The 19925-nt window shown below is 61.3% G+C and carries 28 protein-coding genes, 1 tRNA gene and 1 riboswitch; of the genes, 21 read left to right on the top strand and 8 right to left on the bottom strand.

Annotation, left to right across the window (positions count from 1 at the left end; translation table 11 throughout):
• Positions 1-7 precede the first annotated feature (7 nt).
• Together H597_RS0123695 and H597_RS0123690 are read left to right on the top strand one after the other, a co-directional pair.
• A complete protein-coding gene (locus H597_RS0123695; protein ID WP_028104293.1) occupies positions 8-241 on the top strand; it encodes a hypothetical protein in 234 nt (77 codons plus the stop codon).
• Positions 238-696 carry a YciI family protein gene (locus tag H597_RS0123690; RefSeq protein WP_028104292.1) on the top strand — a complete coding sequence of 153 codons (459 nt, stop codon included), beginning with the start codon at positions 238-240 and terminating at the stop codon, positions 694-696. Before H597_RS0123695 ends, H597_RS0123690 begins: the two co-directional genes overlap by 4 nt.
• Positions 697-745: 49 nt before the next feature.
• Here H597_RS0123690 and H597_RS35100 read toward each other — a convergent pair whose 3' ends face one another.
• The 5 genes from H597_RS35100 to H597_RS0123665 all read right to left on the bottom strand — a co-directional run bounded on the left by H597_RS35100 (position 746) and on the right by H597_RS0123665 (position 3846).
• A complete protein-coding gene (locus H597_RS35100; RefSeq protein ID WP_154668242.1) occupies positions 746-919 on the bottom strand; it encodes a hypothetical protein in 174 nt (57 codons plus the stop codon).
• Between the two features lie 12 nt (positions 920-931).
• The gene (locus tag H597_RS0123680) at positions 932-1336 is read right to left on the bottom strand and encodes a hypothetical protein (protein WP_154668241.1); all 405 of its coding nucleotides are present in this window, start codon (positions 1334-1336) and stop codon (positions 932-934) included.
• Positions 1337-1352: 16 nt separating this feature from the next.
• Positions 1353-1763, bottom strand: coding sequence for a hypothetical protein (locus H597_RS0123675; RefSeq protein ID WP_154668240.1), 411 nt, complete (start codon positions 1761-1763; stop codon positions 1353-1355).
• Positions 1764-1893: 130 nt separating this feature from the next.
• A complete protein-coding gene (locus H597_RS32255) occupies positions 1894-2313 on the bottom strand; it encodes a hypothetical protein (protein ID WP_035375057.1) in 420 nt (139 codons plus the stop codon).
• A gap of 138 nt (positions 2314-2451) precedes the next feature.
• Entirely contained in the window at positions 2452-3846 is a 1395-nt protein-coding gene (locus H597_RS0123665) for a DUF7133 domain-containing protein (RefSeq protein WP_083941255.1), read from the bottom strand.
• A 145-nt stretch (positions 3847-3991) separates the two neighbouring features.
• Between H597_RS0123665 and H597_RS36140 the strand changes: the two genes are divergently transcribed.
• The 5 genes from H597_RS36140 (at position 3992) to H597_RS0123640 (ending at position 7512) form a co-directional block, all read left to right on the top strand.
• The gene (locus tag H597_RS36140) at positions 3992-4126 is read left to right on the top strand and encodes a hypothetical protein (protein WP_267871894.1); all 135 of its coding nucleotides are present in this window, start codon (positions 3992-3994) and stop codon (positions 4124-4126) included.
• Positions 4127-4154: 28 nt separating this feature from the next.
• Positions 4155-4919: a GIN domain-containing protein gene (locus H597_RS0123655; RefSeq protein ID WP_307580894.1), complete on the top strand. Its 765-nt coding sequence runs from the start codon at positions 4155-4157 to the stop codon at positions 4917-4919.
• 43 nt (positions 4920-4962) lie between these two features.
• Positions 4963-5580, top strand: coding sequence for a tetratricopeptide repeat protein (locus H597_RS0123650; RefSeq protein WP_028104287.1), 618 nt, complete (start codon positions 4963-4965; stop codon positions 5578-5580).
• 152 nt (positions 5581-5732) lie between these two features.
• Positions 5733-5908: riboswitch (yybP-ykoY riboswitch) on the top strand.
• 5 nt (positions 5909-5913) lie between these two features.
• Complete coding sequence (locus H597_RS0123645) at positions 5914-6492, top strand: TMEM165/GDT1 family protein (protein ID WP_028104286.1); 579 nt, start codon at positions 5914-5916, stop codon at positions 6490-6492.
• A gap of 39 nt (positions 6493-6531) precedes the next feature.
• Entirely contained in the window at positions 6532-7512 is a 981-nt protein-coding gene (locus tag H597_RS0123640) for an NAD(P)H-quinone oxidoreductase (protein WP_028104285.1), read from the top strand.
• On the opposite strand, the gene H597_RS0123635 is transcribed toward H597_RS0123640, so the two are convergent.
• The 3 genes from H597_RS0123635 to H597_RS0123625 form a co-directional block, all read right to left on the bottom strand.
• Positions 7509-7757: a hypothetical protein gene (locus H597_RS0123635; protein WP_028104284.1), complete on the bottom strand. Its 249-nt coding sequence runs from the start codon at positions 7755-7757 to the stop codon at positions 7509-7511. The two genes, H597_RS0123640 and H597_RS0123635, sit on opposite strands and share 4 nt — an antisense overlap.
• 103 nt (positions 7758-7860) lie before the next feature.
• Positions 7861-8532, bottom strand: a complete 672-nt coding sequence (locus tag H597_RS0123630; protein ID WP_154668239.1) for a hypothetical protein — start codon at positions 8530-8532, stop codon at positions 7861-7863.
• A gap of 6 nt (positions 8533-8538) precedes the next feature.
• Positions 8539-8925 (bottom strand): hypothetical protein, encoded by a 387-nt coding sequence (locus H597_RS0123625; RefSeq protein ID WP_028104282.1) that lies wholly within the window; start codon positions 8923-8925, stop codon positions 8539-8541.
• Positions 8926-9000: 75 nt separating this feature from the next.
• On the opposite strand from H597_RS0123625, the gene tpiA reads away from it, so the two are divergent.
• The 14 genes from tpiA (at position 9001) to nuoK (ending at position 19918) form a co-directional block, all read left to right on the top strand.
• A complete protein-coding gene (gene tpiA, locus H597_RS0123620; RefSeq protein WP_028104281.1) occupies positions 9001-9747 on the top strand; it encodes a triose-phosphate isomerase in 747 nt (248 codons plus the stop codon).
• Positions 9748-9780: 33 nt separating this feature from the next.
• Positions 9781-10236 (top strand): preprotein translocase subunit SecG, encoded by a 456-nt coding sequence (gene secG / locus H597_RS0123615; RefSeq protein ID WP_028104280.1) that lies wholly within the window; start codon positions 9781-9783, stop codon positions 10234-10236.
• A 95-nt stretch (positions 10237-10331) separates the two neighbouring features.
• Positions 10332-10416: transfer RNA gene (locus H597_RS0123610), tRNA-Leu, on the top strand.
• A gap of 142 nt (positions 10417-10558) precedes the next feature.
• On the top strand, positions 10559-10918 hold the full coding sequence (locus tag H597_RS0123605) for an NADH-quinone oxidoreductase subunit A (protein ID WP_028104279.1): 360 nt from the start codon (positions 10559-10561) through the stop codon (positions 10916-10918).
• 3 nt (positions 10919-10921) lie between these two features.
• On the top strand, positions 10922-11398 hold the full coding sequence (locus H597_RS0123600) for a NuoB/complex I 20 kDa subunit family protein (RefSeq protein ID WP_028104278.1): 477 nt from the start codon (positions 10922-10924) through the stop codon (positions 11396-11398).
• Positions 11399-11404: 6 nt separating this feature from the next.
• The gene (locus H597_RS0123595; protein WP_028104277.1) at positions 11405-11995 is read left to right on the top strand and encodes an NADH-quinone oxidoreductase subunit C; all 591 of its coding nucleotides are present in this window, start codon (positions 11405-11407) and stop codon (positions 11993-11995) included.
• 2 nt (positions 11996-11997) lie between these two features.
• Positions 11998-13251: an NADH-quinone oxidoreductase subunit D gene (locus tag H597_RS0123590; RefSeq protein WP_028104276.1), complete on the top strand. Its 1254-nt coding sequence runs from the start codon at positions 11998-12000 to the stop codon at positions 13249-13251.
• Positions 13252-13260: 9 nt separating this feature from the next.
• Positions 13261-13740 carry an NADH-quinone oxidoreductase subunit NuoE gene (gene nuoE / locus H597_RS0123585; RefSeq protein WP_028104275.1) on the top strand — a complete coding sequence of 160 codons (480 nt, stop codon included), beginning with the start codon at positions 13261-13263 and terminating at the stop codon, positions 13738-13740.
• Positions 13737-15035 (top strand): NADH-quinone oxidoreductase subunit NuoF, encoded by a 1299-nt coding sequence (gene nuoF, locus H597_RS0123580; RefSeq protein WP_028104274.1) that lies wholly within the window; start codon positions 13737-13739, stop codon positions 15033-15035. The genes nuoE and nuoF overlap by 4 nt, the downstream gene beginning before the upstream one ends.
• A 12-nt stretch (positions 15036-15047) precedes the next feature.
• On the top strand, positions 15048-17378 hold the full coding sequence (nuoG, locus tag H597_RS0123575; RefSeq protein WP_028104273.1) for an NADH-quinone oxidoreductase subunit NuoG: 2331 nt from the start codon (positions 15048-15050) through the stop codon (positions 17376-17378).
• Entirely contained in the window at positions 17378-18460 is a 1083-nt protein-coding gene (gene nuoH, locus H597_RS0123570) for an NADH-quinone oxidoreductase subunit NuoH (protein WP_028104272.1), read from the top strand. The genes nuoG and nuoH overlap by 1 nt, the downstream gene beginning before the upstream one ends.
• 15 nt (positions 18461-18475) lie before the next feature.
• On the top strand, positions 18476-18964 hold the full coding sequence (nuoI, locus tag H597_RS0123565; RefSeq protein WP_028104271.1) for an NADH-quinone oxidoreductase subunit NuoI: 489 nt from the start codon (positions 18476-18478) through the stop codon (positions 18962-18964).
• Between the two features lie 16 nt (positions 18965-18980).
• Positions 18981-19613 (top strand): NADH-quinone oxidoreductase subunit J, encoded by a 633-nt coding sequence (locus H597_RS0123560; protein WP_028104270.1) that lies wholly within the window; start codon positions 18981-18983, stop codon positions 19611-19613.
• A complete protein-coding gene (gene nuoK / locus H597_RS0123555; RefSeq protein WP_028104269.1) occupies positions 19610-19918 on the top strand; it encodes an NADH-quinone oxidoreductase subunit NuoK in 309 nt (102 codons plus the stop codon). Before H597_RS0123560 ends, nuoK begins: the two co-directional genes overlap by 4 nt.
• The last annotated feature ends 7 nt before the right edge of the window (positions 19919-19925 follow it).

Below are 19925 nucleotides of genomic sequence, written 5' to 3'. Positions count from 1 at the left end.
GGGCGAAATGGGGACTGCATTCTGGATCAAGCGTTTCCTGGCCGTGCTGGCCGGCGCTTTTGCGATCATCTGTGCGGCGCAGATGTTGAAGGGGCATGACTTTGAGTACTCGGCCATGCAGGGTGCAATATGGGCAGTGATTAGTGCGGCAGTGTTTACGTTGGCACGGTACCGGCAGGCGCGAAGAGGGCAGCACTGCGCTCTGTGCAAAGATACGCCCGAGATGAGGGAAAATCCATGAAGACCATGTGGGGCGCGATCCTTCTTGCGGCGCTGGCGCTATCTGCGCAGGCGCAAACGCCGCCCGCATATGATGCGGAGCTGGCGAAGTCACTGGGCGGCAATGAGAATGGCATGCGCCGCTACGTATTCGTGGTGCTGCGCACCGGCCCGAACAAAGTACCTGCCGGGACCGAGCGCACCGAGATGTTCAATGGGCATATGGCGAATATCCAGCGCCTGGCCAATGAGCGCAAGCTTGCCTATGCCGGCCCATTGGATGGCGTGGACGGCGCGCGCGGCATTTTCATCTTCGCTGTCGATAGTATTGAGGAGGCGAAAGCGCTGGTCGCCACCGACCCTGTCATCATCAAAGGCGAAATGGTGGCGGAATACCACACTCATTTCGGTTCGGCGGGCCTGATGATGGTGAACCTGGTCCATTCCCAGATCACCAAGCCGCTTCTGCGCCCGTAAAAAGAGGCCGCCAGCTTACACATGGCTGGCGGCCCAGACGTGCCCGCGGCTAGCGCGTCATTAGGGAGGCGTATGCCATCTGGTCCGGCATATCCTCATCATGGTAAGCGATGCTTCCGCTGACATAGCCCTGGCTCGAGATGACGATGTTCACCAGCATGGTCTTGTCGACCGACTCGAACATGTTCTCGCCCGTTGCCACGATTTCTCTTTCAATTTTCATGGCGGACCTTTCCTAGCGTAATGCAAATTCCACCAGCACCGGCAAGGCGCCAGTACTGCGACTGCTAGCGACATAGGCTACCTTGCCGGTGATCTGGCCATCCCACGTGTATTTGATGTGGACCGAAAGCTTGCCGTCCACGGCGTCAAATTTGCGCAGGCCGGTGGAGATCAGCTCATGCCGGGGCAATGAGCCGACCTGGCCGAACATCCTGCTCCCCTGTTTGGAGAGGAGCAGCGTCATACCATTGGCGAGCTGGTAGTCGCCAACGAATTCAAGGATCTCGTCGTTCCCAAGGTACAGGGGATTGACGTCCTTCTGGGCCGGCACCACGACGGTTTCGACCGGAGTTTGGCTGTGCGCGGAAATGCTGATTGCGAATATGCCCAAACCGCAGGCAAGCAATAGCCGTTTCACGATAGCCTCCCCTAATTTAGCGGGCTGCGAACTGAATAGTGACGAGTTGTGGCGCTAAACCTGCAACGGCGGGCATTTCGTCTACATAGCTCAATTGGCCACTTACGGAATCATCCTGGGCAAACGCGAGCTCCATCACCATTTTGCCGTCCAGGGCCTGGAACTTGTCGGTCCCGGCGCTGGTGATTTCATGCTCGGATTGTTCGTCGACCCTGGCAAACAGTCGCGTTGCCCTGCGTACCAGGTAGAGGGTCTTGCCATTGGAAAGGTCGTAAGCACCTTTGTATTTGGCGAATTCGTCCGGCGACATATACGTTCTGTGAACCTGTTTCAGGGCCGGGATCAGCACTTTTTGTTCGTCGGTGCTTTGTGCGAATGCCGTAAGGGCGAACGCAAGCAGGCTGCCGACAGCCACCAACCGTTTCATGATTGCCTCCATTTCAGGGATGGCCAGGTCTCTGGAATTGCCTGGCTCTTTCAATATAATGCCCGAGCCTCCGGGCTGCCAGTCCTATCGCCGCCCGCTGTGAGCCGGGGGCGCAGGCTGCCGATCGCATTCAGCGTGATGCTATAGAGAGGGTGGCATGAACGGGCTCCAGGCCGGACATGCGGGGCAAGTAGTTCAGTTCACCTGTGGCGGTATCGTCATCGATCCAGACGATGCGCATGTCAAGGCTGCCGTCGGCGGTACTGAATTTACCGTCGCCGTGCCACAGGATTTCCTGCCTTTGTTGACGGCCAACTTGCGCGTAGAGGTGGACTGCGCCGCGCGTCAAGGTGAGGGTCTGGCCGTTGGACAGGGCGTAGGAGCCCTGATATGTGTAGAACTCTTGCGGTGAGATGGGCTTGCGTTCCAATTGCATTTGCATTTGCTTTTGCGCGGGCACAACCACCGATTGGTCAGCGCCGGTGCCGCTTTGTGCTGCTGCGCTGGCAGCAAGCACAAAGAGCCCGGCGGCAGCGAAGTATCGCTTCATAACTGCCTCCATTCGTGGACCAAGCGTGCCAGTTCGAAATTGTTATCTGGCACTTTTCAATATAGCCCTGGTCCGCGCCGGCGGAATTCCATTATTTTGATGATTCCGCCGCCACCGATACCTTGCGCATATCCCCGCTCAGGGACGGTAGGTCACGCGATACACCTTGTGCGCGTGGTCGTCGGAAACCAGTATCGAGCCGTCGGGCATGACGGCCACATCGACCGGCCGGCCGCTGACTTCTTCGTTCTGCAGGAAGCCGTCGATGAAGGCGGTATCGCTGACCAGCTTGTTGCCGTAGAGGGTGACCAGACGCACCTGGTAGCCGATCTTGCTGCTGCGGTTCCAGGAGCCGTGTTCGGCGATCAGCAGCTGGTTGCGGTACTGCTCCGGGAACTGGGTGCCGGTGTAGAAGGCCAAGCCGAGCGGGGCCACGTGCGGTCCCAGCGCCGCGACCGGCGCGACATAAGCATCGCAGCTCTTGCCTTTGCCGAATTGCGGGTCGGGCAACACGCCGCCGTGGCAGTAAGGGAAACCGAAATGCATGCCCGGCTTGGGCGCCACATTCAGTTCGCAGGCCGGCATATTGTCGCCCATCTCGTCGCGGCCGTTATCGGTGAACCACATTTCCTTGGTGAGCGGGTGCCAGGTGAAGCCGACCGTGTTGCGCACGCCGCGCGCGAACAGTTCCCAGTTGCTGCCGTCGGGGTTCATGCGCCAGATCTTGGAATAGGCTTCATTTTCTTTATCGCAAACATTGCAGGGCGCACCGATCGGAATGTAGAGTTTGCCGTCCGGGCCGGCCTTGATGTATTTCGCGCCATGCCAGGATTCCTTGGGCAGGTCGTCCTTGATGACCGTGTAGGCGGGTTTGCTGGCGTAAGTCTTTTCGATGTTGTCGAATTTGAGGATGCGCGAGATTTCGCCCACGTACAGGGCGCCGTTCAGCAGGGCCACGCCGTTGGGATTGTTCAGGCCCTCGGCGACGGTCACCACTTTCTCGGCCACGCCGTCCTTGTTGGCGTCGACCAGGGCATAGACCTTGCCGGCCTTTTGTGAACCGACAAAGACCAGGCCGCTGTCGCTGACGGCCAGTTCGCGCGCACCGTCCACCTTGTCGGCATACACGGCGATCTGGAAACCCTTGGGCAGTTTCAGCGAGGACAGGCCGCTTGCGGCAGCCGTGCCGGCGGCAGCCTGGCGGGCCGCGGTGTTGGCGGGCATCAGGTATTCGGCCAACTGGTTGATCTGTATGCTGCTCAATTGCTTGTCCCAGGCCGGCATCCCCTTGTCCGGCACGCCTTTGCCGATTACGCGCGCCAGGTTGACCTTGGTCGGCTGGCCGTGCAGCCAGGTATTGTCGGCCAGGCTGGGACCGGCGGCCCCTTCCAGGTCCTTGCCATGACATACGGCACAGTTGGCCTGGTAGAGCTTGTGGGCGGCGGCCAGATCGGCCGGAGCACTGAAGGCGGTGGAGGAGAGCAGGGTGGCGGCAAACGCCAGAAGGGCCAGCGTCGAAGGTCGTGTATTCATAAGTTTCTCTTAGGAATGACGGGAGGGCAGGGGAATTATCCGCCTGTTCCCTGTTTTTTGCATTTCGTCGCATGGGGCGCGACGGGGGCGGGGCCCGCCGATATGATGAAACCATCGAAAAACAGTCATGTCAGGGGGAAGCAAAATGAAAATCGCTCAACATATGGAAGCCATCTTCGTCGCCATCCTATTAGTCCTTGGCGCAGCCAATCTGGCAATTTCTGCGGCCAACAGCGTGCTGCCCGAGCTGCCTTTTGTCCATGCCGCAGCCAAGCTGTAATAATGCGCCGATGACTTATCAAGGATCCATGATGAAGAAACCATTCCAGATCGGCTTGCTGTTCACCGTATTCTGTATGTTCCTGGGCCTGGCCCGCGCCGACGACACGACCACCGAGAGCCGGGTCATCGATGCCCGCGTGGTGCGCGTCAAGCTCGACGGCGTGATCGACCTCAAGCTGCGCCGCGGCGATACGCCGACGCTGAGTATCACCACCGACAAGCGCTATGTCAACAAAGTGACGGCAGTCCAGACCGGCGACACGCTCTACCTCGACACGGAAAGCCGCGGCGTAAAACTGAGCCGCTCCGCCGTGCGGGTCGAGCTGGTGCTGCCGCAGCTGCGCGAACTGGTGTCGGAAGGCGTCGGCACCTCGGAGGTGAGCGGCTTTAGCGGCGAAAACATCGACCTGACACTGGACGGGGCCGGCAGCATGAAAGTGGTGTGCGATTACAAGAAGCTGAAAGCCAACCTGGGCGGCGTCGGCAGCATGCACGTGTGGGTGACGGAGAATGAAAACGTCGACCTCGACCTGCAGGGCGCGGGCTATATCACGATCGGCGGCCGCAGCAAGAACCTGACGGCGACGCTGGGCGGGCTGGGCGGCTTGAATGCGCAGCAGTTCAAGGCCGACGATGTGAACCTGGAATTGAGCGGCCTGGGCAACGCGACCATCAACGCATCCAACAATGCCAACCTGAACCTGAGCGGGCTGGGCTCCGTCACCGTGTACGGCAAGCCGACCAACCGCAACGTCAGTGTGGACGGGCTGGGCAAGGTGAGCTGGAAGTAAGAGACATTCTGCAGTGCATAAAAAAGAGATAAATCCAAGCACCATGAAAAAACTACGAGGCGTGTTATTCGCGTTCGGCATCGCGCTGGGGCTGCAGTCCGGCGCCCATGCCGGTTTCGCGGAAGGGGCCACGGCGTATAACAACAAGAATTATGCGCTGGCCTACAAAGAGATCCTGCCGCTTGCCAAGGCCGGCAATACGGACGCCGAGCACTTGCTCGGCCTGATGTATTACATGGGCCGCGGCGTGCCGCAGGACTATAAGCTGGCGCTGGCCTGGCACCGCAAGGCCGCGAGCAAGGGCAAGGCCGATGCGCAGTATGTGGTCGGGGCCATGTATTACACCGGCAATGCGGTCCTGCAGGACCATAAGGAGGCAGTGACCTGGTTCCGCAAGGCGGCGGAGCAGGGGCACCCGGATGCGCAGCAGGTGCTGGGACTGATGTACCGGTATCACATCGGCGGAATGCCGCAGGATAATGTGCTGGCCTATATGCTGTGGAACCTGGCGGCGGCGGGCGGCTCGTCCAACGCGGCCGAGCAGCGCTCTTCCGTGGCGCGCGGGATGTCGCCGGAGCAGATCGAGGAAGGGCAGACGCTATCGTCATCCTGGCGGCGCGGGACGCCGCTGCCGCGCTCGTCGCGCACTGGCGGCGGCTGAAAACCGGTAAACCTGGGTCAGGCAGAAGGCAAGGTTCGAGGCCTTTGACTTTCGGCGAAAATCACCACCGCCCACTGCGCACCACAAAACCCCGAGCAGACGGGGTCAGACCCTCGGGTCTGACCCCGGTTTGCCGGTTTTAGGGTAAAATCGCCCCCGTCATTGGGGAGTAGCCTCTCCTTCCTCCCGGAAGCAGGCATATGTCAACACACTTGGCCCACAGGCCATGGCATATGCGGTCCCATACTTGGCAAGACCTTTGACCACAACGCCGCCGATTTAGGCCGGGGGCGTGTTGTGGTCATTCGTCCGTGCCCGGCCTGGAAACACATTATGGATTCCCTCCTCGTATCAACCGGCGTTGTCGCACTGGCCGAAATCGGCGACAAGACCCAATTACTGGCCTTCCTGCTGGCCGCCCGCTTCAAAAAGCCGCTGCCCATCATCGCCGGCATCTTCATCGCCACCATCTTCAACCACGGCCTGGCTGGCGCCCTGGGCGCCTGGATCACCTCCATGCTCACACCCGAAGTGCTGCGCTGGGTGCTTGGCGTGTCCTTCATCGGCATGGCCGCCTGGACCCTGGTGCCGGACCAGATCGAAGACGACGAAACCACGGTCGCCAGCCGCTTCGGCGTCTTCGGCGCCACGCTGGTGACCTTCTTCCTGGCCGAGATGGGCGACAAGACCCAGGTCGCCACGGTGGCCCTGGCGGCCCACTATCCCGATCCGCTGATGGTGGTCGCTGGCACCACGCTGGGCATGCTGATCGCCGACGTGCCGGCCGTCTTCGCCGGCGACAAGCTGGCGGCGAAGATCCCGCTCAAGCTGGTGCACGGCATCGCCGCCGCCATGTTCGCCGTGCTGGGGCTGGCGACCCTGTTTGGCATGGGCGCCCGCTTCGGCCTGTAAGCGCTACAATCGCCTCTTTCCCAGAGAGGTGATGCCATGATGCGTGCGATCGAAATCCCGAAACCCGGCGCGGCCGACGTGCTGCGCTTGTGCGAGCGTCCGCTGCCGGTGGCAGGGCAGGGCGAGCTGCGCATCCGCGTGCATGCGGCCGGTATCAACCGGCCGGACGTGTTCCAGCGCATGGGCAGCTACGCGCCGCCGCCGGGCGCCACCGATATCCCAGGCCTGGAAGTGGCGGGCGAGATCGTGGACGGCGACCTGGCCGCCAGCGGCTTCAAGGTCGGCGACATGGTGTGCGCCCTGGTCCAGGGCGGCGGCTACGCGGAGTATGTGACGGCGCCGGTCGAGCAATGCCTGCCGGTGCCGCGCGGCCTGTCGCCGCTGGAGGCCGCTTCGCTGCCGGAGACTTTCTTCACCGTCTGGAGCAATGTGTTCGACCGCGCCGGACTTGGCAAGGGCGAGACCCTGCTGGTGCAGGGCGGCACCTCGGGCATCGGCGTGACGGCTATCCAGCTGGCGCGGGCGCTGGGGCATCGCGTGTTCGCCACGGCGGGCAGCGACGACAAGGCGCGGGCCTGCGAAAAGCTCGGTGCGGCGCGCGGCATCAATTACCGCACCGAGGACTTTGCTGCCGTGGTGCGCGAGCTGACCGGCGATACCGGCGTCGACGTGATCCTGGACATGGTGGGCGGCGATTACCTGCCGCGCGAAATCAGCTGCCTGGCCGATGACGGCCGCATCGCCATCATCGCGCTGCTGGGCGGCGCCAAAGGTACGCTGGACATGGGGCAGGTGCTGAGGCGCCGCCTGACCATCACCGGCTCGACGCTGCGCCCACGGTCGGTGGCCTTCAAAGCGGCCATCGCCCGCCAGTTGCGCGAAAAAGTATGGCCGCTGATCGAAGCGGGCGACATCAAGCCGGTCATTTACGAGAGCTTCCCGCTGGAGCAGGCGGCCCAGGCCCACGCGCTAATGGAGAGCAGCAGCCACGTGGGCAAGATCATGCTGCAGGTGCTTTAAGGCTTCTTCCCTGAGCCGCGTTGAAATATGAGGACTAGCAAGGCGACGCCCCAACAATAGGCGAAGACGCCGGTCAATAGCACTGCGGCCAGGGCGGCCATGATCCCCCAGCCCCAGCCTCTTGCCCCCGGCTCCACTACGGTGAGGGCTGCAACAATGATGGCCGCCAAGGCAATCGGCAGCGCGAGAAAAAGGGCGATCAGGCCGCGTCCAGGAGGCTGCCGCACATTGGAATGCTGGTTCACGTATGGGGTTTCCTCATTAAGATTTGCGGCAGGCCTTGCTGCCAGCGGCAATGCCAGGGCATGCCGAAGAAGCCTCCCAATAGCTTGTTTTTCATCAGGTGCTCTAAGACTTCTTTTTCTTCTTGGCGCCGCGGTGCAAAAGGAAAGCGCCAATGGCGCCGCCCCAGAACAAGTAGAAGACGCCTGACAAGAGCCCTACCGCAATGAGCGCCAGGATGGCGTTGTCCCCGCTTCCTGATCCCCTGGTGACGGATGAGAAGATGGTATAGAGAAGCACCGCCAGGATAACCGGCACCGCAAGCAGGGGAACGACCATGCGGCGCGCCAATGGTGGGCGTTGATCGGCAGGGATGGATAGCTTGCGCAAGCGGCGCCAGATGAGTACCGGCCAGCCGAGCAAGAGGGCGGTGACGGCATTCTCAAAGCTCTTCGTCAGGCAGCCGGCCAGGATCGACAACGCCACAGCTTCGCAAAACGCCAGCAGGGTCCCTGCGCTAATGCGGGCCGCTTTTTTCAGATAGTTACGGCCTGTCTTATTCGCCTGGGTGCTATTGGTAGATACGTCCTGTGATAAGGGCAATGGCTGCGGCGTCGCGCTGCCGCGAACGGTTGCCGGTTTAGCCAGGCGGCGCCAGGCCAGTGCCGGCCACGCGATCAGGAGCACCTTTGCCCCGGCGTCGTCGCTTCGGAATAGCCATGAGCACACTACGCCCAGCAGCAAGGCCTGGAGAAATCCCATCCCGATACCCAAAATAACGCGGGAAAATGTCTTCACGCTGTTTTAGTTGAAGGTGACCGCGATGAGTGCCCCGAGCCAGCTGGTGCACACGATGGTGGCGCCGATGATACACATCAGCACCCAGACCAACCCGCCGCTGTAGTCGTGTGGGATAGGGACAATGAGGAACATGATGCCGGTCGCGGCGACGGGCAGCAGGAGTTGCCAGGTGACCAGGCGGCGCTGCTGCGCGCGCTTTTGCGGGGCGTGACGCCACTCCATGCATTGTCTGGCCAGCACGGGCCAGGCCACAAACAGGACGCCGGCTGCCACGATCAGCTGGACTTCATTAAACTCCGGCGCGACGGTCAGCGACAGCGCCGCGGCCACGACAGCCAGCGGCAATGCCAGGCCCAAAGCGTAAAAGATATCAAAAATATTATTTTTCATAGGGCGCGGAGTCTAGCGTTTGACCCGTCTTTACGGCGCACGCTACAATAACGGGTTATTAAAAATTAAGCTACTATGCGCCGCAAACTCGTCATCGGTAACTGGAAAATGAACGGCAGCCGTGCCGCCAACGCTACCCTGTTGGCCGGTATCAAGGCTGGTCTGGGTGATGCGAAGGCCGATACCGCGGTCTGCGTCCCAGCTCCGTATCTGGCACAATGCCAGTCTGAACTCGCCGGCAGCACCATCGCCTGGGGTTCTCAGGATGTGTCCGCCCATGCGGCGGGTGCTTACACTGGCGAAGTCTCGGCCGCCATGTTGCAGGATTTCGGCAGCAAATTCGCCATCGTCGGTCACTCCGAGCGCCGCTCTTATCATCAAGAGAGCAGCGCCCTGGTAGCGCAGAAGGCGCTGGCCGCTCTAAATGCCGGCCTGGTTCCGGTGGTGTGCGTAGGCGAGACGCTGGCAGAGCGCGAAGCCGGCAAGACCGCCGATGTGGTTGGCGAACAACTGGATGCTGTGCTGGAAGTGCTCGATGCCAGCCTGCTGGCAAAGATTGTGCTGGCGTACGAGCCCGTCTGGGCCATCGGCACCGGCAAGACTGCCACCCCGGAAATGGCGCAGGAAGTGCATGCACTGCTGCGCGCCCGAGTGGCAAGCAAGGATGCGGCTGCGGCCGCCGGCATGCAGATTCTGTATGGCGGCAGCATGAAGCCGGAAAACGCCAAGGAGTTGCTGGCCCAGCCTGATATCGACGGCGGCCTGATTGGCGGTGCAGCACTGAAGGCGGCGGATTTCCTCGCCATCATCGCTGCCGCGTAAGTTGTAATTTCTTTAAATTAAAATTGGAATAGCATGGACACTTTGTTCAAACTGGTCATCGTATTGCAGGTCCTGTCGGCAGTTGCCATCGTAGGCCTGGTATTGCTGCAGCATGGTAAGGGCGCCGACATGGGCGCGGCTTTCGGTTCCGGCGCCTCCGGCAGCCTGTTCGGCGCTTCGGGCTCCTCGAACTTCCTGTCCAAATCGACCGCCCTGGCAGCGGCGGTCTTCTTCGCAGCCACCCTGGGCCTGTCGGTCCTGGCAAGCAAGGGTAATATGTCGGCTGGTGCCGGCGTGATGGAAAATGTCAAGGCGCCGGTGCCGGCTGCCGTGGAAGGCGCTGCGGCGATTCCTTCGGCTGCTTCCGCGCCGGCCGCCGCGCCTGCGCCAGTAGAAGCAACCCCGGCCCCGGTTGAGGCTCCAGTCGCCTCCGCTCCTGCTGCGTCGGCCCCTGCCGCAGCGGCGCCGGCTGCTTCGCCAGCGAAGTAAAACTGGCAACTTTAAACTTTTTGCTGTTTTTCTTCTTGATTTTGCGCAATGTGCATTAACAAAGCGGTGATCACAGTGTAGAATAGCGGCCTATTGCCGACGTGGTGAAATTGGTAGACACGCTATCTTGAGGGGGTAGTGGCGCAAGCTGTACGAGTTCGAGTCTCGTCGTCGGCACCAAAAAAGATCAAAAGCCAGCAGGTCGTTTGAATCGAAGATTCAGTGGCTTAGCTGGTTTTTTTACGAGGATGTGTCGTTTGATCCTGGTCTCAGTAGTAAGTGATTGGGGTCGAGCGTATTTCAACTAAGCTGCTTACCCATCGTGAACCTCGAAAATTACTTCCCCGTCCTGTTGTTCCTTCTCGTCGGCATTGGTGTCGGCGTAGTCCCGCAAGTGCTGGGCCATATCCTTGGTCCGAACAAGCCTGATGCGGCCAAGCTCTCTCCATTCGAGTGCGGCTTCGAAGCTTTCGAAGATGCGCGCATGAAATTCGACGTGCGTTACTACCTCGTCGCAATTCTGTTCATTCTGTTCGACCTTGAAACTGCGTTCTTCTTCCCATGGGGTGTCTCCATGCGTGAACTGGGCTGGCAGGGTTACGTGACGATGATGGTGTTCATCGCCGAATTCGTGGTCGGTTTTTGGTATATCTGGAAGAAAGGTGCCCTTGATTGGGAATAAGCCATGTCTATTGAAGGCGTATTTAACGAAGGCTTCATCACCACTACCTTTGATACGGTAATCAACTGGGCGCGTACGGGTTCCATGTACCCGATGACGTTCGGTCTGGCTTGCTGTGCGGTGGAGATGATGCATGCTGGTGCTGCCCGTTACGACCTGGAGCGTTTCGGTTTCATGTTCCGTCCATCCCCGCGTCAATCCGACGTGATGATCGTGGCCGGCACCCTGTGCAACAAGATGGCCCCTGCGCTGCGCAAGGTCTATGACCAGATGCCTGATCCGCGCTGGGTGATCTCCATGGGCTCCTGCGCCAATGGCGGCGGCTACTACCACTACTCGTACTCCGTGGTGCGCGGTTGCGACCGTATCGTGCCGGTTGACGTGTACGTGCCGGGCTGCCCGCCGACTGCGGAAGCACTGCTGTACGGCATCCTGCAGCTGCATAACAAGATCAAGAAGACCAACACGATCGCGCGCTAAGACCACATGAATACACATCTGCAAACACTGGTCTCCGCCCTCGAGCAAAAGCTGGGCGAGCGGGCCTCCGTCGTCGTCGCGCTGGGCGAGGTGACGATTACAGTCAAATCTGGGGACTACTTCCAGGTAATGCAAGAGCTGCGCGACGACGCAGCTTTGCGTTTTGATACGCTGATCGACCTGTGCGGCGTTGACTACTCGACCTACGGTGAGGGCACCTGGGACGGCCTGCGCTTCGCGGCCGTGACCCATCTGCTGTCGGTGCAAAAGAACTGGCGCCTGCGCGTCCGCGCGTTCGCGCCGGACGACGAGATGCCGATCCTGGCCTCCGTGACCCCGATCTGGCGCGCCGCCAACTGGTTCGAGCGCGAAGCGTTCGACCTGTACGGCATCATCTTTGACGGCCACGACGACCTGCGCCGCATCCTGACCGACTACGGTTTCATCGGCCACCCATTCCGCAAGGACTTCCCAGTGTCGGGCTACGTTGAAATGCGCTATGACCAGGAGCAGAAGCGCGTTGTCTACCAGCCTGTGACCATCGAGCCGCGCGAAAACGTGCCGCGCGTGATCCGCGAAGAAAACTACGGGAAGTAAAAATGGCTGAAATTAAGAATTACACACTGAACTTTGGTCCGCAGCACCCGGCAGCGCACGGCGTGCTGCGTCTGGTGCTGGAGCTGGACGGTGAAGTGATCCAGCGCGCCGACCCGCACATCGGCCTGCTGCACCGCGCGACCGAAAAGCTGGCCGAGCAGAAGACCTACCTGCAATCCGTGCCGTACATGGACCGTCTGGACTATGTGTCCATGATGTCCAACGAGCACGCCTACGTGATGGCGATCGAGAAGCTGCTGGGCCTGGACGTCCCGGTGCGCGCGCAGTACATCCGCGTGATGTTCGACGAAATCACCCGCCTGCTGAACCACCTGCTGTGGCTGGGCGCGCACGCGCTGGACGTGGGCGCCATGGGCCCGTTCCTGTACGCTTTCCGCGACCGCGAAGACCTGATGGACTGCTACGAAGCCGTTTCCGGCGCCCGTATGCACGCGGCTTACTACCGTCCGGGCGGCGTCTACCGCGACCTGCCGGATTCCATGCCGCAGTACAAGGCATCGCTGATCCGCAACGCCAAAGCGCTGGCCGAGCGTAACGAGAACCGCCAGGGTTCGCTGCTGGACTTCGTGGAAGACTTCACCAAGCGCTTCCCGACCTATGTCGACGAATACGAAACCCTGCTGACCGACAACCGTATCTGGAAACAGCGTACCGTCGGCGTCGGCGTGGTCTCGCCGGAAGATGCAATGGCCATGGGCTTCACCGGCGCCATGCTGCGCGGCTCGGGCATCGCCTGGGACGTGCGCAAGAAGCAGCCGTACGAAGTGTATGACAAGATGGACTTCGACATCCCGATCGGCACCAACGGCGATTGCTACGACCGCTACCTGGTGCGTGTGGAAGAGATGCGCCAGTCGAACAAGATCATCAAGCAGTGCGTTGCCTGGCTGAAAGCCAATCCGGGTCCGGTCATGACCAGCAACCGCAAGGTGGCTCCGCCGAACCGCGTGGACATGAAGACCAATATGGAATCGCTGATCCACCACTTCAAGCTGTTCACCGAAGGCTTCCACGTGCCGCCGGGCGAAGCGTACAGCGCGGTGGAGCACCCGAAAGGCGAATTCGGCATCTACCTGATTTCCGATGGCGCCAACAAGCCATACCGTATGAAGATCCGCGCACCGGGCTTTGCCCACCTGCAGGGTCTGGACGAAATGTCGCGCGGCCACATGATCGCCGACGCCGTGACCATCATCGGTACCCAGGACATCGTTTTCGGTGAAATCGACCGCTAAGGGCAAGAAATGCTGTTATCCCAAGAATGCTATAAAAAAATCGACCGCGAGTTGGCCAAGTATCCGGCCGACCAGCGCCAGTCGGCCGTGATGGCCGCGCTGGCCCACGCCCAGGTTGAACTGGGCTGGCTGTCGCCAGAAACCATGAAGGAAATCGCCGACTACATCCGCATGCCGGCCATCGCCGTGCAGGAAGTGGCGACCTTCTACAATATGTACAACCTGAAGCCGGTCGGCAAGCACAAGATCACCGTGTGCACCAACCTGCCATGCGCACTGTCGGGCGGCGTGAAAGCTGCCGAGCACCTGAAGCAGAAGCTGGGCATCGACTTCCGCGGCACCACCGACGACGGTGAGTTCACGCTGATGGAAGGGGAGTGTATGGGCGCCTGCGGCGACGCGCCGGTACTGCTGGTGAACAACCACCGCATGTGCAGCTTCATGAGCAACGATAAGATCGACTCCCTGGTGGAGGAACTGAAGAAATGACCTCCCTGCACGACCGTCACATCAATCCGCTGATCCTGAAGGATCTGAACGGCGACAACTGGCACCTGGCCGACTACGTCAAACGCGGTGGTTACTCCGCGCTGCGCCGCATCATCGAAGAGAAGATCGCGCCGGAAGCGATCATCGCCGACCTGAAGACCTCCGGCCTGCGCGGCCGCGGCGGCGCCGGTTTCCCGACCGGCCTGAAATGGTCCTTCATGCCGCGCCAGTTCCCCGGCCAGAAATACCTCGTCTGCAACACCGACGAAGGCGAACCGGGCACGTTCAAGGACCGCGACATCATCCGCTACAACCCGCATTCGCTGATCGAGGGCATGGCCATCGGCGCGTACGCGATGGGCATCACCGTGGGCTACAACTATATCCACGGCGAGATCTTCCAGGATTACCTGCGCTTTGAAGAAGCGCTGGAAGAGGCGCGCGCCGCCGGTTTCCTGGGCGACAAGATCATGGGTTCGGACTTCAGCTTCCAGCTGCACGCCCACCATGGCTACGGTGCCTACATCTGCGGCGAAGAAACCGCGCTGCTGGAATCGCTGGAAGGCAAAAAAGGCCAGCCGCGCTTCAAGCCGCCGTTCCCGGCCTCGTTCGGCCTGTACGGCAAGCCGACCACCATCAACAACACCGAGACGTTCGCCGCCGTGCCGTTCATCCTGAATATCGGCGCTGAAAACTACCTCGGCCTGGGCAAGCCTAACAACGGCGGCACCAAGATCTTCTCGATCTCGGGCGACGTTGAGCGTCCGGGCAACTACGAAGTTCCGCTGGGCACGCCGTTCGCCAAGCTGATGGAGCTGGCCGGCGGTATGCGCGGCGGCAAGAAGATCAAGGCCGTGATCCCTGGCGGTTCGTCCGCTCCGGTGATCCGCGGCGAGATCATGATGCAGACCGACCTCGATTACGACTCGATCGCCAAAGCCGGCTCCATGCTCGGTTCGGGCGCCGTGATCGTGATGGACGAGACGCGCTGCATGGTGAAGGCCCTGGAACGCCTGTCCTACTTCTACTTTGAAGAGTCGTGCGGCCAGTGCACCCCGTGCCGTGAAGGCACCGGCTGGATGTACCGCATGATCCACCGTATCGAAAACGGCCAGGGCCGTCCTTCGGACCTGGACATGCTGAATTCCATCGCCGACAACATCCAGGGCCGCACCATCTGCGCGCTGGGCGATGCCGCCGCGATGCCGGTACGCGCCTTCGTCAAGCAGTTCCGCGAAGAATTTGAATATCACGTCGAACACAAGCACTGTCTGGTGCCTGTTTCGGCTTACTAAGCTGCGATTATCATGGTTGAAATCGAAATTGACGGCAAAAAGGTAGAAGTCCCTGCGGGTAGCATGGTGATGGACGCCGCCAACAAGCTGGGCACCTACATCCCGCACTTCTGCTATCACAAGAAATTGTCGATCGCTGCGAACTGCCGTATGTGCCTGGTCGAAGTGGAGAAGGCGCCGAAGCCTTTGCCAGCATGCGCCACGCCGGTATCGGCGGGCATGATTGTGAAGTCCGCCTCCGACAAGGCTGTGCAGGCCCAGAAGTCGGTGATGGAATTCCTGCTGATTAACCACCCGCTGGATTGCCCAATCTGCGACCAGGGCGGTGAGTGCCAGCTGCAGGACTTGGCCGTAGGCTACGGCAAGATGGAATCCCGCTACGAGGAAGAAAAGCGCGTGGTGCCGCCGAAGGCCGGCAGCGCGCTGGTGGCGATGGAAGAAATGTCGCGTTGCATCCACTGCACCCGTTGCGTGCGTTTCGGCCAGGAAGTGGCCGGCGTGATGGAACTGGGCATGCTGGGCCGCGGCGAGCATTCCGAGATCACCACCTTCGTCGGCGAAGCGGTGAGCTCCGAAATGTCGGGCAATATGATCGACCTGTGCCCGGTCGGCGCGCTGACCTCGCGTCCATTCCGCTACAGCGCCCGTACCTGGGAACTGTCGCGCCGCAAATCGGTCTCCCCGCACGACTCGACCGGCGCTAACCTGATTGTGCAGGTGAAGCAGGGCTCCGTGAAGCGCGTGCTGCCGCTGGAAAACGAAGCGGTCAACGAGTGCTGGATTTCCGACAAGGACCGCTATTCCTACGAAGCGCTGGAAAGCGCCGAGCGCCTGACCAAGCCGATGCTCAAGCAGGGCAACGAGTGGAAAGAAGTGGAATGGCAAGTCGCGCTGGAATACGTGGCGCACGGCCTGAAGAACATCAAGCATGAACACGGCGCCGATGCGCTGGCTGCCTACGGCACCGCGCACTCCACCGTGGAAGAACTGGCCCTGCTGAAGAAGCTGATGCACGGCGTCGGTTCCGAGCACGTCGACTTCCGCCTGCGCCAGTCCGACTTCGCCCTGGACGGCGAAGTGAAGCCATGGCTGGGCATGCCGATTGCCGAACTGAGCGCGCTGCAGCGCGTGTTCGTGATCGGTTCCTTCCTGCGCAAGGACCACCCGCTGTTCGCGACCCGCATCCGCGCGGCCGTGAAAGCCGGCGGCCAGCTGTCCGTGCTGCATGGTTCGAACGACGCAAACCTGATCAACACCGCCAACAAGCTCATCGCCGCGCCGTCCGACTGGCTGGCCGCGCTGTCGGGCGTGGTTGCCGCCGTCGCCAAGGCGAAGGGCGTTACCGCGCCTGCGGGCTTCGAGTCCGTGGCCGCATCGGCCGACGCCGAAGCCGTGGCCGCGTCGCTGCTGGGCGGTGAGCGCAAGGCCGTCTTCCTGGGCAACGCCGCTGTGGCCCACCCTGAAGCGTCCAAACTGCACGCTGCCGCGCAGTGGATCGCCGAACAGACCGGCGCCAAGCTCGGTTACCTGACCGAAGCAGCCAACACCGTTGGCGGCTACCTGGTCGGCGCCACCGCGAAAAACGCCGCGCCAGCCTTCTCGGTACAGAAAAAAGCCTACGTGCTGCTGAACGCCGAACCGGAACTGGACGCTGCCAATCCGCAAGCGGCCAAGAGCGCGCTGAGCGCCGCCGAAATGGTGGTGGTGATGTCGGCCTTCAAGCACGGCATGGACTACGCCGACGTGCTGCTGCCGGTCGCGCCGTTCGCCGAGACGTCCGGCTCCTTCGTCAACGCCGAAGGCCGCCTGCAGTCGTTCAACGGCACCGTCAAGCCGATGGGCGAAGCCCGTCCGGCGTGGAAGGTGCTGCGCGTCCTGGGCAACATCCTGGGCCTGGGCGGCTTCGACTATGAAACCTCGGAATCGATCCGCGACGAGCTGTTCGAAAAAGGCGTGAGCGACCTGTCGGCCAAGCTGTCGAACGTGTCGCGCAAGGCCGCTGTTGCCGCCGCCGCTGGCGCAGCGACAGGCCTGCAGCGACTCGCCGACGTGCCGATCTACTTCGCCGACGCCATGGCGCGCCGTTCCGGTCCGCTGCTGGCGACCGTCGACGGCGCTGCGCCGAAAGCACACCTGTCCACTGCCGCTGCGCAGCAGATCGGCGTGAAGGCCGGCGACAAGGTCGAAGTGAAGCAGGGCTCCGGCTTTGCGATCCTGGAAGCCATCATCGACGCCGGCCTGCCAGCGAACGTGGTGCGCGTGTCCGCCGCGCATGCATCGACCTCGATGCTGGGCGCGATGTTCGGTGAGATCACCGTTGCTAAAGCAGGGGAGGGCAAGTAATGGCTCTGCCAGAAATGATTGAAAGCATTAAAGCTGTTGGCGCCGCCAACCTGGGCGCCGCCTGGCCGTTCTTCTGGACCATGGCCAAGATCCTGTGCGTGACCTTGCCCCTGATGGGCCTGGTCGCCTACCTGACCTTGTGGGAACGTAAGCTGCTGGGCTGGATCCAGATCCGTATCGGCCCGAACCGCGTGGGCCCGAACGGCCTGCTGCAGCCGATCGCCGACGCGCTGAAGCTGCTGTTCAAAGAGATCATCGTCCCGACCAAGTCGAACAAGTCCCTGTTCTTCATCGGTCCGGTGATGACCATCATGCCGGCGCTGGCTTGCTGGGCCGTGGTGCCGTTCGCTTCGGGCGCCGCCCTGGCCGACGTCAACGCCGGCCTGCTGCTGATCATGGCGATCGCCTCGATGGAGGTGTACGGCATCATCATCGCCGGCTGGTCCGCCAACTCGAAGTACTCCTTCATGGGCGCGATGCGCGCATCGGCCCAGATGGTGTCCTACGAAATCGCGATGGGCTTCTGCCTGGTGATCGTGCTGATGGTGTCCGGTTCGCTGAACCTGTCCGAGATCGTGGCCGGCCAGCAGAAGGGCCTCATGGTTTCGCACGGCTTCAACCTGCTGTCCTGGAACTGGCTGCCGCTGCTGCCGATCTTCGTGGTCTACCTGGTGTCCGGCCTGGCTGAATGTAACCGTCACCCGTTCGACGTGGTGGAAGGCGAGTCCGAAATCGTCGGCGGCCACATGGTCGAATACGGCGGCATGGCTTACGCGATGTTCTTCCTGGCGGAATATGCCAACATGATCCTGATCGGCCTGCTGGCATCGATCATGTTCCTGGGCGGCTGGTCTGCCCCGTTCGCCGTGCTGGAATTCGGCGGCGCGTTCGGCGGCTTCTTCTGGTTGTTCGTCAAGACCTTCGTCATCGTATCGCTGTTCATCTGGACGCGCGGCACCTTCCCGCGTTACCGCTATGACCAGATCATGCGTTTGGGCTGGAAAGTGTTCATCCCACTGACCCTGGTGTACCTGGTGTTCGTGGCGACCTGGATGCAGACCTCCTGGAATATTTGGAAGTAAGAGAGCGAATACAGAATGGACCGATTGAAAGATTTCTTCGGCAGCTTCTTGCTGACCGAACTGTTCAAGGGGATGGCGCTGACGGGCAAATACATGTTTGCCAAGAAGATCACCGTCCAGTTCCCTGAAGAGAAAACCCCGATCTCGCCGCGTTTCCGCGGCCTGCACGCCCTGCGCCGCTACCCGAACGGCGAAGAGCGCTGCATCGCCTGCAAACTGTGCGAAGCAGTTTGCCCGGCGATGGCGATCACCATCGAGTCGGAGCAGCGTGACGACGGCAGCCGCCGCACCACCCGCTACGACATCGACCTGACCAAGTGCATCTTCTGCGGCTTCTGCGAAGAATCCTGCCCGGTGGACTCGATCGTCGAGACGCATGTACTGGAATACCACGGCGAAAAACGCGGTGACCTGTACTACACCAAGGAAATGCTGCTGGCCGTGGGCGACCGCTACGAAGCGGAAATCGCGGCCAACCGCGCGGCCGACGCCAAGTACCGCTGATCGCCGAGGATAAATAATGACCTTTACCACTATCCTGTTCTACGTCTTCGCTGCCATCCTGGTGCTGGCATCGCTGCGCGTCATCACGGCCCGCAACCCGGTGCATGCGGCACTGTACCTGGTGCTGGCCTTCTTCCAGGCGGCCGGCATCTGGATGCTGCTCAAAGCCGAGTTCCTGTCCATCGTGCTGGTGCTGGTGTACGTCGGCGCCGTCATGGTCCTGTTCCTGTTCGTCGTGATGATGATCGACATCGACCTCGACAAGTTGCGCGCCGGCTTTTGGAACTACCTGCCGGTGGCCTCCATCATCGGCGGCGTGATCGTGCTGGAAATGGCGGCCGTGATCTGGCGCTCCTTCCCTGCGACCGGCGCCGTGGTGCCGGAAGCGGCCAACAGCATCGGCCAGACCAAGGCCCTGGGCCTGAAGATCTATACAGAGTACATCTACGCGTTTGAAATCGCGGCCGTGGTGCTGCTGGTGGCCATCGTTGCCGCCGTGGCCCTGACGCTGCGCAAGCGCAAAGACACCAAGGCTATCGACCCGGGCGTAGCCGTCCGCGTCAAGCGTAACGACCGCCTGAAGATCGTGAAGATGGACGCAGTCGTCCACGCTCCGGTCGCAGCCGCGGAAACGAAGGAGGCACCATGACTTTATCCCTGGCTCACTACCTGGTCCTGGGCGCGATCCTGTTCGCGATCTCGATCGTCGGTATTTTCCTGAACCGCAAGAACGTCATCGTCCTGCTGATGGCCATCGAACTGATGCTGCTGGCGGTGAACATGAACTTCATCGCGTTCTCGCACTACCTGGGCGACGCGGCCGGGCAGATCTTTGTCTTCTTCATCCTGACCGTGGCCGCCGCCGAATCGGCGATCGGCCTGGCGATCCTGGTGGTGATGTTCCGTAACCTGGACACCATCAACGTGGAAGACCTGGATAGCCTCAAAGGCTGAGTTAATA

The organism is Pseudoduganella violaceinigra DSM 15887, assembly GCF_000425385.1.
Taxonomy (GTDB): domain Bacteria; phylum Pseudomonadota; class Gammaproteobacteria; order Burkholderiales; family Burkholderiaceae_D; genus Rugamonas; species Rugamonas violaceinigra.
The sequence above is the reverse complement of the archived record's forward strand: the minus strand, read 5'-3'. Positions and strand labels throughout refer to the sequence as shown.